13 protein-coding genes are annotated in these 13,482 nt (G+C 71.1%); 9 read left to right on the forward strand and 4 right to left on the reverse strand.

Annotated elements, in window-relative coordinates; genetic code table 11:
* Positions 1-145: 145 nt before the first annotated feature.
* From E1293_RS18790 to E1293_RS18830, 9 genes are all read left to right on the forward strand, one after another.
* On the forward strand, positions 146-1,156 hold the full coding sequence (locus tag E1293_RS18790) for an ABC transporter ATP-binding protein (protein ID WP_207938928.1): 1,011 nt from the start codon (positions 146-148) through the stop codon (positions 1,154-1,156).
* Positions 1,157-1,284: 128 nt separating this feature from the next.
* A complete protein-coding gene (locus E1293_RS18795) occupies positions 1,285-1,752 on the forward strand; it encodes a RidA family protein (RefSeq protein WP_165978280.1) in 468 nt (155 codons plus the stop codon).
* Positions 1,749-3,281 carry an N-acyl-D-amino-acid deacylase family protein gene (locus E1293_RS18800; protein WP_132198728.1) on the forward strand — a complete coding sequence of 511 codons (1,533 nt, stop codon included), beginning with the start codon at positions 1,749-1,751 and terminating at the stop codon, positions 3,279-3,281. Before E1293_RS18795 ends, E1293_RS18800 begins: the two co-directional genes overlap by 4 nt.
* A gap of 25 nt (positions 3,282-3,306) precedes the next feature.
* On the forward strand, positions 3,307-4,173 hold the full coding sequence (locus E1293_RS18805; protein ID WP_132198729.1) for an IclR family transcriptional regulator: 867 nt from the start codon (positions 3,307-3,309) through the stop codon (positions 4,171-4,173).
* Positions 4,170-4,997: an amidohydrolase family protein gene (locus E1293_RS47520; protein ID WP_165978281.1), complete on the forward strand. Its 828-nt coding sequence runs from the start codon at positions 4,170-4,172 to the stop codon at positions 4,995-4,997. Before E1293_RS18805 ends, E1293_RS47520 begins: the two co-directional genes overlap by 4 nt.
* Entirely contained in the window at positions 4,994-6,094 is a 1,101-nt protein-coding gene (locus tag E1293_RS18815; RefSeq protein ID WP_132198731.1) for an alanine racemase, read from the forward strand. Before E1293_RS47520 ends, E1293_RS18815 begins: the two co-directional genes overlap by 4 nt.
* Positions 6,095-6,147: 53 nt before the next feature.
* A complete protein-coding gene (locus E1293_RS18820; protein ID WP_165978282.1) occupies positions 6,148-6,999 on the forward strand; it encodes a sialidase family protein in 852 nt (283 codons plus the stop codon).
* Positions 6,996-7,736 (forward strand): hypothetical protein, encoded by a 741-nt coding sequence (locus E1293_RS18825; RefSeq protein ID WP_132198733.1) that lies wholly within the window; start codon positions 6,996-6,998, stop codon positions 7,734-7,736. Before E1293_RS18820 ends, E1293_RS18825 begins: the two co-directional genes overlap by 4 nt.
* A 117-nt stretch (positions 7,737-7,853) precedes the next feature.
* Positions 7,854-8,546 carry a hypothetical protein gene (locus tag E1293_RS18830; protein ID WP_132198734.1) on the forward strand — a complete coding sequence of 231 codons (693 nt, stop codon included), beginning with the start codon at positions 7,854-7,856 and terminating at the stop codon, positions 8,544-8,546.
* 138 nt (positions 8,547-8,684) lie between these two features.
* On the opposite strand, the gene E1293_RS18835 is transcribed toward E1293_RS18830, so the two are convergent.
* From E1293_RS18835 to E1293_RS18850, 4 genes are all read right to left on the reverse strand, one after another.
* On the reverse strand, positions 8,685-11,333 hold the full coding sequence (locus E1293_RS18835; RefSeq protein ID WP_132198735.1) for a type 1 periplasmic-binding domain-containing protein: 2,649 nt from the start codon (positions 11,331-11,333) through the stop codon (positions 8,685-8,687).
* Positions 11,334-11,520: 187 nt separating this feature from the next.
* Positions 11,521-12,063 (reverse strand): DinB family protein, encoded by a 543-nt coding sequence (locus E1293_RS18840; protein WP_243716324.1) that lies wholly within the window; start codon positions 12,061-12,063, stop codon positions 11,521-11,523.
* The gene (locus E1293_RS18845) at positions 12,060-12,695 is read right to left on the reverse strand and encodes a GNAT family N-acetyltransferase (protein WP_132198737.1); all 636 of its coding nucleotides are present in this window, start codon (positions 12,693-12,695) and stop codon (positions 12,060-12,062) included. Before E1293_RS18845 ends, E1293_RS18840 begins: the two co-directional genes overlap by 4 nt.
* Positions 12,696-12,700: 5 nt before the next feature.
* The gene (locus E1293_RS18850) at positions 12,701-13,471 is read right to left on the reverse strand and encodes a GntR family transcriptional regulator (RefSeq protein ID WP_165978283.1); all 771 of its coding nucleotides are present in this window, start codon (positions 13,469-13,471) and stop codon (positions 12,701-12,703) included.
* Positions 13,472-13,482: the final 11 nt, after the last annotated feature.

Consider the following 13,482-nt stretch of genomic DNA (forward strand, 5'->3'; position numbering starts at 1 on the left):
GACCGGTGCCGCGTGGAACGTCCCGAGTTGACCCAGCTCAGCGCGGTTGCCGGGGGGCGTGGGGGGTCGTCCCCCCACACGGAGACAGGTGCGGGGCGTGCGAGCGCCTGCCACTTCCATGACGAGCTGGCGGAGGAGGAGACCGATGACCAAGCTTGACCTGGCGAAACCGGACGAGGTCCTCGGCGTCACCGGCCTCGCCAAGCACTTCCCCGTGCGGTCGGGACCCCTGCGCCTGCGGACCGGCAGCGTCCACGCGGTCGACGGCGTCGACTTCTCCCTGCGCGCCGGCCGCACCCTCGGCCTGGTCGGCGAATCGGGCTGCGGCAAGACGACCACGGGACGCATGGTCGTCCGGCTCCTGGAACCCACCGCCGGCCAGATCGTCGTCGCCGGACGGGACGTCACCCGCGTCCGCGGCGCCGACCTGCGCGCCCTGCGCCGCGACCTGCAACTGGTGTTCCAGGACCCGTACGCGTCGCTGTCGCCGCGGATGACCGTCCACGACATCATCGCCGAGCCGCTGCGCGTGCAGGGCCGCTACGAAGACGGCGGCCCGGAGCGGGTCGCCGAACTGCTCGACATGGTCCGGCTCGCCCCCTCGCACGCCCGCCGGTACGCGCACGAGTTCTCCGGCGGGCAGCGGCAGCGCATCGGCATCGCCCGCGCGCTCGCCCTCGGCCCGAAGGTCCTCGTCCTGGACGAGCCCGTCAGCGCGCTGGACGTGTCGATCCAAGCCCAGGTCGTCAACACCCTGCGCGAACTGCAGCGCGAGCTCGGCGTCGCCTACCTGTTCATCTCCCACGACCTGTCGGTGGTGCGGCACGTCTCGCACGAGATCGCCGTCATGTACCTCGGCACGATCGTGGAGCGCGGCACCCGCGACGAGATCTTTCGGACCCCGTCGCACCCGTACACGCAGGCGCTGCTGTCGGCCGTCCCGCGCTCGCGTCCGGGCGGCCACGAGCGGATCATGCTGACCGGGGACGTGCCCAGCCCGATCGACCCGCCGTCCGGCTGCCGCTTCCGCACCCGCTGCTGGAAGGCCCAGGACATCTGCGCGACCGAGACCCCGCCGCTCGTGGAGCACGAAGGCGTCGGCCACCCGGCCGCCTGCCACTTCGCCGAGCCCGCCGACGTCCTGACCACCGCCTGACTGGGAAGGGGACATCCGTGCATGACGTAGATCTGCGTGTGGTCGTTCCACCCGTGCATCTGCGACTTGCGGGTTGTTCCGTCGAGACCGTCGGCGTGTTCGCCACCGCCTGAACTGAAGGAGAGATCGTGCACGATGCTGACCAGCGCTTGGCCGCTTCGCCCGTGGAGCCGGAGCCTGCGGGGGAGCGGCCGTCCGTTGCCGCGGTTCGGCGGTCCGGGGACGTATTGATCGCCTCCGGGCAGGTCGCGGCGCGGGACGGGAAGCTCCTCGCCGAAGGGCGCGTGGGGGAGGACGTGTCGCTCGACGTCGCCCGTTCCTGCGCGTGGCAGTGTGCGCGGAACGTGCTCACCGCCGTCCAAGGCGAGTTGGCCTTGGACGCTGTGGAGCAGGTCGAGACGGTGTCGGTCTGGGTGGCGTCCGCGCCGGGGTTCACCGACCAGCATCTCGTCGCCGATGCGGCGACGGCCCTGTTCACCGAGGTGTTCGGGGACGACGCCGGGCGGCACGCGCGGGTGGCGCTGGGCGTCGCCGCGCTGCCGACCGGGAGCCCGGTCGAGGTGCAGGCCACGTTCCGGGTGCGCACGGCGTCATGATCGATCTGCTCATCAGCGGCGGGACGCTCGTCGACGGCACCGGGGCCGAGCCCCGCCGCGCCGACGTCGCCGTTGAGGGCGGGCAGGTCGTGGAGGTCGGCGGCCTGGCCGGGCTTTCCGCGGTGCGGACGATGGACGCGTCCGGCCATGTCGTGGCTCCGGGGTTCGTGGACGTCCACACCCATTCGGACCTGACGCTCCTGTCGGGGCCCGAGGCACAGAGCGCCGTGCGGCAGGGCGTCACGACCGTCGTGGTCGGCAACTGCGGTCTCGGCGTGACACCGGTCGCCGCCGATCCGGGCGCCTTGCGGGCCGCCGCCGGCTACCTGGATCTGGACCCTTCCGTCCGGTGGGAGTGGAATGACCTGCCCGGCTATCTGTCCGCGCTCGACGCCGCGCGTCCTTCGGTGAACGTGGCGGCGCTCGTCGCGCACACGCCGTTGCGGGCGGCGGCCGTCGGGTTCGGTGACCGTCCGGCCGACGCCGTCGCGCTCGACCGGATGCGGGGACTGCTCGGCGACGCGCTCGGCGCGGGTGCCGCCGGCGTCTCCACCGGGCTGGTCTACGCGCCGGTCTGCTACGCCCGCGAGGACGAGCTGGAGGCGCTCGGCCGCACCGCCGCCGCGCACGGAAAGCTGTTCGCGTGGCACGTCCGCGACTACGCCGACGGGCTGCTCGACTCCGTCCGGCAGGCGCTGCGGGTGGCGGCGGCGACCGGCTGCCGCACCCAGATCTCGCACCTGGTCGCGGTCGGGCGGCGCAACCACGGCTCGGTCGCGCGGGCACTGGAGCTGATCGACGCCGCACGGGACGCCGGGCTGGACGTCGCCCTCGACGTCTACCCGTACCTGGCCGGGAACGCGCCGCTGTCGCAGCTCCTGCCCGCGTGGGCGCAGGAAGGCGGCGAGGGGCCGATGCGGGCGCGGCTCACCGAGCCCGACGTCCGCGCCCGCATCCGGGACGAGTGGCGCGACATGCCCAACTCCTGGGACGACATCGCCGTCGGCGGCCGGGCTCTGACCGAGCTGGCCGCCGACCCGCGGGACCTCGCGCTCGACCTCGTCGCCGAGCACGGCAACGGCGTCCAGATGGTGGCGGGCGGGCGCAGCGAACGCGACCTCGCCGACGCGCTCACGCATCCCGCCGCCGTGATCGGCTCGGACGGGCAGGCCCTCGACCCGGACGGCCCCACCGGGCAGGGCACGCCGCATCCCCGCTCGTTCGGCTGCTATCCGCGGCTGTTCGCCGAATATGTCCGGACGGGGCGGATCGGGCTGGCCGACGCCGTCCGCAAATGCACGTCCGCCGCCGCCGAGCGGGCCGGCCTCGCGGGGCGCGGGACGCTGCGTCCAGGGGCGGCCGCGGACATCGTCGTTTTCGACCCCGCCCGCATCGCCGATCGGGCTACGTTCGCAGCACCCCAGCGGTATCCGGAGGGAATCCGCGCGGTCGTCGTGGCCGGCCGCGCCGTGGTCGAGGACGGTGCGCACGGCGGCGCCCGCCCCGGCGAGATCCTCCGCATCCCCTGACCCCCCGACCCGAGACGAGGCACCCATGGAAAGAGCCAGAGGGACGAACGTGGACGACCGTCGCCCGGCGGCGGCCAACTACCACGCCAACGCGCTGGCCCGGGGCCTGGCGCTGCTCGAACGCCTCGCCGCGCGGGGCGGCACCCTCACCCTGAACGACTTCTCGACCGGCACCGGCCTGCCGAAGAGCACGCTCGTCCGGCTCCTCGCCGTCCTGGAGGAGATGGGGTACGTGGTGCGCGCCGACGAACGTCCCGCCTACCGTCTCGGCCACAAGACCCTGACCCTGTCGACCGCGTACCTGACCGGGCTGGACCTGTCCCAGGTCGCGGGCGCGCACCTCGCGAAGGTCGCCGACGCCACCGGTCAGACCGCCAACCTCGGCGTGCTGGACGGACGGGAGGTGCTGCACGTGTGCGTCCGCGAACCCGACCGGCCGATCCGCTTCCACACCACGCCCGGCACCCGCGACGCCGTCTACTGCACCGGGCTCGGCAAGATGCTGCTCGCCCGGCTCGACCCGTCCGACCTCGTCCCGCATCTGCCGCCGGAGCCGTTCCCGGCCCGTACCGAGCACACCCTGACGACCGTCGGCGCCCTGGCCGACGAGCTGCGCGCCACCGCCGAACGCGGCCACGCGCTGGACGACAACGAGGGCAGCGTCGGCCTGCGCTGCGTCGCCGCGCCCGTCGACGTGGACGGCGCCTGCCTCGCCGCCGTCAGCGTGTCCGGGCCGTCCGCCGAGTTCGACGACGAGCGCCGCACCCGCTACCTGGACCTTCTGCAGGCCGCCGCGGCGGACCTCGCGGCCGACGCCGACGTCGTCGCCGCCCTGGAGTACCTGCACTCGTCCCTGCGCTCCGGCGCGCCCCACACCCGGGAGGATGCTTGATCGACTTCCACACCCACTGCCAGCGGCCCGAGCACTGGGGCCACGAGTGGGACGACCACTGGAAGCCCGTCTACGGACAGGGCGCCCACGAGTTCACCGTGGCCGACTACGACCGCGCCATGGCGGACGTGACCGCCGCGTGCGTGTTCGGTATCCGTGCGACCGCCGCCGGGATCCTCACCCCGAACGCCTACACCGAGGAGTTCTGCGCGGAGTCCACCACGGAGACGATCGGGTTCATGGCGCTCGACCCCACCGACCCCGACGTCCTCGACCAGCTCGCCGACGGCGTCGCGCGCGGCCTGCGCGGCATCAAGCTGTACCCGGTGCTGGCGCTGTTCGACCCGCGCTCCACCGCCTACGACGCCTTCTACCGGGCGGCGGCCGACGCGGGGCTGGTCGTCCTGTGGCACATGGGCGCCACCCCGAGCCCGGCCGGCGACCTGTCGGTCAGCAACCCGCTGGTCGTGGACGACGTGGCGCGGCGGCACCCTGACCTCGTCCAGATCATCGCGCACCTCGGGCACCCGTGGCAGCGGGAGACGATCGTGACGCTGCGCAAGAACCGGCGCGTGTACTCGGACGTGTCCGCCGTCTGGGCCCGTCCGATGGACGGCTACCTGGCGTTGGCCCGCGCCCAGGAGTGGGACGTGGTCGACCGGCTCGTCTTCGGCTCCGACTTCCCGCTCTGGACGCCCGCCGAGGCCGTCGCCGGGCTGCACGAGATGGTCGGGCAGCGCCCGTCCGGTTTCCCCGAGATCAGGAAGGAGACCGTCGAGTGGCTGCTGGACGGCGACCCGCGACCGCAGATGGGCCTCGCATGACGGCGTTGGACGAGCTGCCGACGCCCGCGCTCCTCATCGACCGCGACCGCATGGAGGCCAACCTGGCCGCCATGTCCGCCGCGATCGCCGCCGCCGGGGTCGCGCTGCGCCCGCATTTCAAGACGTCCAAATGCCTGGCCGTGGCCCGGCGCCAGCTCGCCCACGGCGCGATCGGGTTCACCTGTGCCACGCCGGCCGAGGTAGAGCTTCTCCAAGAGGCGGGTGTCGAGGACGTCCTGTGGGCGCACCAGCCGGTCGGCCCGGCCAAGGTCGCCTTCGCCGTCCAAGCGCTGGGCCGCGGTGGGCTGACCATCGCGCTCGACTCCGTGGAGGTGGCGGAACCGCTCTCCCGGGCGGCCGCGTCCGCCGGCGTCCGGGTCCCCTTCGTCCTGGAGGTGGACACCGGCCTGCACCGAGCGGGCGTGGACCCGGACCGCGCCGTCGCGACCGCCGCCGCACTGATCGCCCTCCCCGGCCTGGAGCTGCGGGGCGTCCTCACCCACGAGGGCCACCTGGCCGCACACGGCTCGGACCGCGCCGGCCTGGAGGCGGCGGGCGACCTGGCCGGACGCACGCTGGTGCAGGTCGCCGAAGCACTGCGCGCCGACGGCCACGACTGCCCGCTGGTCTCGGTCGGCTCGACACCCGGCGCCACGTCGGCGCCGTTCGCCGCAGGGGTGACCGAAGCCCGCCCCGGCACCTACGTCTACTACGACGCGAACCAGGTCGGCCTGGGCAGCGCCCGCGTCGAGCAGTGCGCGCAGACCGTCCTCGCCCGCGTCACCAGCACCCAGCGCGCCGGAACCGCCATCATCGACGCGGGCATCAAGGCGATGAGCTCCGACACCCTCGCGACCGCCGGGATCCTGGGCATCGTCTGCGACGCGTCCGGCACTCCGCTGGACGGCCTGGAATTCAAGGCCGGCAACGAGGAGCACGGCTACCTGACCGGCCCTGGAACGGCGGACCTGCGCGTGGGCGACCTGCTCCGCATAATCCCCAACCACGCCTGCGGCACCACCAACATGTGGAGCGCGCTCTTCTTCGTGGACGGTGACCGAGCCGTCGAACGCCACCCGATTGAGGCCCGCTATTAAAAGCCGTTCACGCCGTTGACATGGAATGGTATTCCGTGTTGTATCCGGGAACCATGCGATTCCATCGAAGTATCGCCATCGGCCTGAGCGCGCTGCTCGCGCTGGGCTTTTCGAGCGCCGTGGCGCACGCGAGCCCGTCCGCCCCCACGACCCCTGGCAAGCCCGACGTGATCGTGGCCCAGGCGGCCCCGGGCAAGAAGCTGCATTTCCCGAACATGGAGCGGCTGAACGACGGATCCCTCGTCGCGGTGGCCCGCGAGGGCGTCGGCCACACCGGGCAGGACGGCCGGCTGCTGATGCTGACCAGCAAGGACGGCGGCCGCACCTGGTCGTCGCCGGAGGCCGTCCACGACTCCCCGTACGACGACCGCGACCCGATGATCACTCAGCTGCGGTCCGGCCGGCTCCTGCTGAACTGGTTCCAGATCGACTACTCCGTCTCGCCCGCGGAACCGATGGGCGAGTTCGTCCAGCGCAGCGACGACGGCGGCACCACCTGGTCCGATCCGGTCGCGGTGGAGACCTCGCTGAGCGGCGAGTCCGACATCGTCGACACCTACGAGCTGGGCTGGGCGGCGAGCCACGGGCAGATCAAGGAACTCCCCTCGGGTGAGCTGATCATCCCGCTGTACGGCACCGTCCCCGACGACCGCTGGCAGCGCGCCACCGTCGTGCGCAGCCTGGACGGCGGCGAGTCCTGGCACGCGGACACCGAGTCGCTCATCGGGTCCGCGCAGGGCACCCACTACCAGGAGCCCGTCCTCACCGTCCTGCCGGACGGAACGGTCCACGCCCTGCTGCGCATCGGCACGGCGGCCTCCACCATGGGTGCGGTCCACTCACAGGAATCCGGTCACGCGACGGCGGTCGCACCTGGACGCCCCCGTCCGAGATCGACCTCGTGACCTCCTCGGCCCACACCGAGGTCCTGCGGAACGGCGACGTCTTCCTCGCCTACGGCGACCTCTCCGGCCACTTCACCGATCGGCGCGGCACCGTCGGCGCCGTCATCCGGAACCCCGGCCGGTCCTGGACGGGCGCGCCGCGAGAGTTGGTGTACGACTCGGGGACCGGCGACCAGGCCAACCCCGCCGTCGCCGAGGTCAGCCCCGGTCGCGTCCTCGTACTCGGCTTCGACTCGGCGAAGAGCCAGTTGATCGGCGACTTCGTCGACGTGGTCGCCATCAGGAACGACCGCCCCGACCCCCGCCGCGTCGACCTGTCCGCCCTGCACACCGCAGGCCGCCTCACCGTCGACACCGACCTCACGTACACGGCGTCCAACCAGCCGAACGTTGGCCCCGCAGGCCCGATCGACGGCGTAGTCGGCTACTACGACGCCGCCTGGAAGGCCGGCGCCGCACCCGCCCACTACACCATCACCTTCGACGCCCCGCGCCGAGTAACCGAGGCAGGCATAGCCCTCAAGCCCGGCCACGCAGAAGCAGCAACGATCAAGGTACGCGCCGACGGCACCTGGCGGACGATCGGCGACCTCGACAACGCCATCCGCTACGGCGACGACCTGACCTGGTTCCGAGTGAACCCCGGCACCCCGATCGATGCCATCCAGATAGACATCAGCCAGTCCGACGGCTGGGCCGTCCTGTCCGAACTGGGAGTCCGCGCCACCCGCAGCTGACCCGGAATGGCGGAATGGCCTGCCCTGGCCATTCCGCCATTGTCAGCGAGTGAGTCCACATCCGGACAGCCAATGGCAGGACGACAACCCACCCCCACCTCGTGACGTCAAGATTCCATGGCGCCTAAGATCAGCAAGGATCAACTCCTCGTCCGCATGGACATGTACCTTTCGGAAAGGTACCTGAACCTGCACAACACCCTGGTCGGCGTGGCCCTTGGCATAGCGGGCCTGGCCGCGGCCAACCTGCTCAGCGCCTCCGGCGACTACGAGCACTACCAGACCGCGTTCTGGATGCTCTGGGTCGCCAGCCTGCTCGCCGTCGTCGTGGCGTACGCGGGCACCGTCATCGGCTCGGTCCTGCTCCCCGCACAACCCCCGGAGATGCTGGACCTGCTCATCCCGCTCGCACTGGGAATCTTCGAGTTCCTCCTCTTCGGGCTGCTGGCGCACAAGGTCACGGGGTTGACCGATCCCTCCAGAGTGACGTTCGCATGGTTCATCGCCTTCACGGCCTTCGCCCTCACCGCGGCCGGAGCGATCGGGCGGGCCTACTGGATCATCAAGCCCGACACCTTCTCCTCGGACGCGGCGCCTGCGGTCGACGAATACCGCAGCGGACTGCGCCGGGACATCTCCTCGGCCATGCTGCTCGCGACGGTGTCGCTCACCAGCGCATTGATCGACGTCTGGGCGCGCCCTTCCGTGATCCGAAGCGAGGTGTTCGCCGGTCTGCTCGTCGCGGGCTTCATCGGCGCCCTGATAACCCACGAACTAACCGCCAAAAAGCTCCGCGCCGCAATCACCTAGACGGCCCAGCCCTGGCCGCTCATCAGCCTGCCGATGATCGTGTTGGGACCATCGGTCGGGGCTATTGCGCGACGAGGCCCGCCGGCGTCCGGCACCGAGGTACCTCCCAAGTGACGTGCGCTCGGAAGCGGGCGAGGTTCAGCGGGTGCAGGGCGATTTCTGGTTCTTGCCTGACTGCTTCTGCGTGTACGCCCCGCATGCGGTGACGGCCTTCGGGGCGTCGCCGAGCTGGCGGAGCAGGACGAGTGTCTTGTCGACGGGCGGGGCGTTGTTGCCGTGTTCGTAGACGACGTAGCCGGTGGCGCCGTTGAAGGTGACGCCCGCGCCGAGGATGCTGAGGACGGACTCGCGGGAGATCGACTTGTCACGCACGTTCGCCTGGTCGATGGCCTGGGACAGGACATGGAAGGCGTCATAGGAGACGGCGGAGTGGCCGTCCTGCACCCAGGGGTCGGTGCCCTTCGTGGTGTCTTCCACGAACGCGGTGTAGTCGCTGACGAACTGGCGGGTCTTGATACTGGCGCGCGAGTCCGTGGCGGGCAGCCGGTGGGCGGAGTAGTACAGCCGCAGCCAGTTCTTGTCGCTGTAGGCGCCGGTCTGGGCGACGTTCGTGAGTTCGTTGCCGCCGAGGACGGTGATGTCGTCGTCGATACAGGTGCCCTGGGTGTCCATGGCCTCGATGAAGGCGGTGAAGTCGCGGGCGCGCGCCGACCAGTACACGACGGACTTCGGCTTCGCCTTGAGCGCCTTGCACAACTGGCGCGCCAGTTCGCCCGCGCTGGACAGGTTCGGCGCGCTGATCGACGGCGCGGGCTCGAAGGCGCTGTCCTGGTTGAAGTTGAACACCTCGGCGGTCCCGGGGAATTCGGCACGGAACTTGTCGGCGAGGCTGCGGCTGTAGAGATCCGTGGAGCTCTCGATGACCAGGGCGTGGCGGGCGGGGGAGCATTCGTCGCCGGAACCATGGCCGGCCACGATGTTCTTCTTGCTCGCGAAGTCCGCCTCGATGCGCGCCTCGGTCGAGTTGGCCGGGGTGAAGGGCCAGTAGGTGAGGCTCGCGTTCCCGGTCAGCATCTCGTCGGCGGTCGCCGTCGTGCCGATCGTGGGGATCTTCGCGGCGCCGAGCACCTGCAGCGCGGCTTGGGTCTCGTCCCGGCTCTGCGCGTACGCGAGGACGCCGACGACCTTGGTGTAGTCCTTGGCGCTCTTGGTCGGGCTCTCGGCACGCACCTGCGCGGCGAGCTTCTTCGCCTCCGGCACCGCGTTCTGGAATGCCCGTCCGGTGGGCCGGACCTCGACGCGCAGGGGGACGGCCGAGTCATTCGATACCGCGTCGTCGAGCAGCTTCAGCTGCCACATCGCGATTCCGCGCAGCTCAGGGATCGTGCCGTCGAAGCGCGTCTCGTTCTCGTCCGTCGGGACGCTGGACACGAACGCCACCACCGTCCGGACGGTCCTGCCCTTCGCCGCGTCCCGCTCGGCCCGTGCGTTCTGCTCGCCGATCTCCCGGAGGGCCGCGTCGTACCAGCCCTTGGAGTCGATCGGAATCGGCTCGGCCCGCGCCGACTCGGCGACCGACCCGGCACCACCGACGCAGTCGTGGTCGGAGATGAAGTACCTCAGCACGGCGAAGCCCGCGGCGATCACGGCCAGGACGACCAGGCAGGCGATGATCGTGTCCGGGACCCTTCGGCTGAACCTGAACGTCTTCGGCTTGACCGTGGGCAGTTTGAAGGCCGGCCGGGTCATGGAGTCCTCGGTGAAGGACGCCAGGGCGGGGGGCCCGCCGTGCTCGAAGAACCGCTGGCCCGCCTGTACGAAGGTGACCTCGGCGGGATCGCCCAGGTCGGCCAGCAGGCCGGCGGACGGCCGTCCCACGGCGATGACGAGCGGACCCGGCTGCCGTTCGTCAGGGCAGGTCTGGTGGACCGAGCGCAGGAAGCGCTCGGCGGCCGTGACGCCCTCTTCGTCGGAGGGCGGCAGATCCACGATCAGGACGGGGCGAGCGGTCCGCCGCCGCCGGCCGGGCAGCAGGCCGCCGATCGCCGGCGTGCGCAGGTCGGCCCGGAGGGCTCTGAAAAGGAGACGGTCGATCTGACCGAGTGCTTCCGGATGTTCCGAGTTGTTCTGCAGTTGGGAGGCCCACCCGGCGCCCTCGACGTCCATCATCCGGAAGAGTTTCCCGCCGGACCCACTGGTCTCCTGTTCGCGCACCCATCTCCGCGTCTTGCGGGAGGTCCACCCGGCCCATACTCGCCGGGGTGCCCACTGCACGAACGACAGCCAGCCGACTTTCGCCAGAAAGCCTCGGAAACCGCCGACGTCCGGGGCCTCCATCCTGGTGAAGCGCATCAGGCCGCTGCGCTCGGAGTGCTGCTTGGCGGCGTACAAACGCAGATTGTCGTGCTGCGGCCCCTCTTCCCAGGCATTGGGATTATGCCGGACGTATGCGACGAGGTCTCGGGCGACACGGAAGTGTCGGTACCTGTCCGGCGTCATGTGTTCAGGCGCGCCGATCGACAGTTTGTTTCCGGCGGTCTCGGCAAGCAGCGTGGCAGCGCCCGCGACGGTCAGGTGAACGTACGGAACGCGCTTGCCGTTGTCGTCGAGCAGGCTTTTCAGCGCTTCGATGACACGGCGCCTGCCGTCCTCGCTCCCCGTTTCCGGCACGCGCAGGATGAAGAGCGGCGGACTGGTCTCAAGGATCGACCGGTTCTGGTCATCGGGCGCCACCGCCGTCCGGAAGTTGCCGACGAAGTCCTTCAGCCGGTCATCGGGGAAATTCATCGAGGCTCCTGTCCAGGGTGTGCGCCCTTGGAGCCAAAAGCTGCCCGACACCATGACTGTCCGTCAAGCGGTTTCCTACAATCCGTGCTGATCAAGAGAATTCGAGCCCATTCGATGCACCGTGCTGCTTTCGGCAGTATTGGATGCACGGCTGGGGAATTCGAGGCCGTCCGGATATCGCGGGGCCTCACAGGCCGCGGGCGCCGTCCAGGCGTTCGCGGAGGAGGTCGGCGTGGCCGTTGTGGCGGGCGTACTCCTCGATCATGTGGATGAGGACCCAGCGCAGCGAGACCCGTCCGCGCCATGGGTCGTGGCCTTCGACGTCGAGGTGGGGTGCCTCGGCGATGTAGGTGTTGGAGAAGTCCACCTCCTCCCGCCAGGCCCGCCATGCGCCGGCGATGACCTCGGCGTCCGGGGCGGCGCCGTCGAACTCGCCGTCGGGGTCGTTGTCCGATGAGAAGCGGGGTGGGGTGTCATGGCCGGCCAGAACTGTCCGGAACCAGCGGCGCTCTACGTCCGCCAGGTGCCGGACGAGTCCCAGCAGCGACAGCGTCGAGGGTTCCACCGACCGCCGGGCCGACTCGGCGCCAAGGCCCGCGCACTTCAACTCCAGCGTCGCCCGCTGTGCGGTGAGGGTGTTGGTGAGCATCGTCCGCTCGTCCCCGACGGCGGGGAAGGCGAAGCGGCCGCCGTCCTCGCCGCCGAAGATCTCGCTTCTTCTCGGGCTCACCGCGTGGCGGTGTGGCGGGCGACGCCTTCGTGGAGGCGGGCGCGGCGGTCCGGCCATTCGGGGGCGATGATCGAGTACATCGCGGAGTCGCGCAGGCGGCCCTGCTCGCCGGGGGCCCAGGAGCGGGACCAGTTGCGGAGGACGCCTTCGAACCCCGCGCCGACGCTCGCGATCGCGGCACGGGAGCGCTGGTTGCGGGCGTCGGTCTTGAGATCGACGCGGTCGACGGTCCAGTGCGTGAAGGCGTGGTCGAACAGCAGCAGCTTGGCCTCGGCGTTGATGCCCGTGCCCTGGGCCGAGGCCGCGAGCCAGGTGAAGCCGATCTCGATCGCGGAGAGGCCGGTGCGGTCCGGGCGCAGGCGGGGATCCCAGTAGGCCGTGGCGCCGACCGCGCGGCCGGTCCGGGTGGAGATCTGGGCGTAGGGGGCGAGGCGTCCGGCGTCGGCGCGGGCGAGTTGGGCCTTGATGTAGTCGTCGATGTCTGTTTGGTCGGGCACCCAGGTGAACTCGTAGGAAGAACGGTCTTCTTCGGCGGCGGTCGCCAGGTCGGCGGTGTGACGAAGTTCCAGCGGCTCCAAGCGGACGAGGTCGCCCTCAAGGACCGGGGCCGTCAGCGCGAATGGGGTGGCCAATCGTGTCACTCCTCTCGGGACCCGTGATCGATGGTGGTGCGGGTGAGGTGCAGGCCGATCCCGTAGCCGGTGATGATCGTCAGGGTGTAGGCGTCGATGGGGGTGTGGGCCGCGTCGTAGGCGACGCCGGTGATGGCCAGTGCCGGGTCGCCGGGGGACGCGCCGCAGCGGTCGGCGGTGTCGGCGTCCAGGACGGCCGGTTCCAGGCGTTGCAGGCTTTCGGCGACCGGGCTTCCGGCCAGCGTCAGCGCGTCCACGATGGTCGGGCTCGCGGCGAGCACCTCGGGGGTGATGCGCTCGGCGACGGCCTGCGGGATGAAATCGGCTGCTACGCCGTAGGGGGTGCCGAGGCGAAGGCGGGTGGCGCGGTAGCGGATCACCGGCGCGCCGGCCGGGATCTTCAGGCGGGCGGCCAGTGCCTCGTCGGCCGCGATGGTGTCCGACGTGCGGTCCGGCTCCTGGACGTGATGGGCCTCGTCGTCCAGGTCGTCGAGGAAGCCGGTGTAGACCGGGCCCGAGCGCGGCGACAGGGGCTCGATGGGCAGCCGGTCGGCGACGAAGTTGCCCGAGCCGCGCCGGCTGGTGACGTACCCGGCGTCGCGGAGTTCGGCCAGCGCCTGGCGGACGGTGCTGCGGCTGGCCGCCATGACGGCGGCGAGGTCGTCCTCGCTGGGCAGCCGCCGGCCGGGGGTGTAGTGCCCGGCCAGGATGCGGCCCTTGAGGGACATCGCTATGCGGACGTACAGCGGCCGGTCGGGTCCGGGCGGGCGCGCCATTGAAGGGGTCC

Origin of the sequence: Actinomadura darangshiensis, assembly GCF_004349235.1 — a bacterium.
GTDB lineage: Bacteria > Actinomycetota > Actinomycetes > Streptosporangiales > Streptosporangiaceae > Spirillospora > Spirillospora darangshiensis.

What these genes read in the sequence shown, in the direction of transcription:
- E1293_RS18790 (WP_207938928.1), top strand. Translation starts at nt 146, where the DNA reads ATGACCAAGCTTGACCTGGCGAAACCGGACGAGGTCCTCGGCGTCACC.
- E1293_RS18800 (WP_132198728.1), top strand. Translation starts at nt 1,749, where the DNA reads ATGATCGATCTGCTCATCAGCGGCGGGACGCTCGTCGACGGCACCGGG.
- E1293_RS18805 (WP_132198729.1), top strand. Translation starts at nt 3,307, where the DNA reads ATGGAAAGAGCCAGAGGGACGAACGTGGACGACCGTCGCCCGGCGGCG.
- E1293_RS18815 (WP_132198731.1), top strand. Translation starts at nt 4,994, where the DNA reads ATGACGGCGTTGGACGAGCTGCCGACGCCCGCGCTCCTCATCGACCGC.
- E1293_RS18820 (WP_165978282.1), top strand. Translation starts at nt 6,148, where the DNA reads ATGCGATTCCATCGAAGTATCGCCATCGGCCTGAGCGCGCTGCTCGCG.
- E1293_RS18830 (WP_132198734.1), top strand. Translation starts at nt 7,854, where the DNA reads ATGGCGCCTAAGATCAGCAAGGATCAACTCCTCGTCCGCATGGACATG.
- E1293_RS18835 (WP_132198735.1), bottom strand. Translation starts at nt 11,333, where the DNA reads ATGAATTTCCCCGATGACCGGCTGAAGGACTTCGTCGGCAACTTCCGG.
- E1293_RS18850 (WP_165978283.1), bottom strand. Translation starts at nt 13,471, where the DNA reads ATGGCGCGCCCGCCCGGACCCGACCGGCCGCTGTACGTCCGCATAGCG.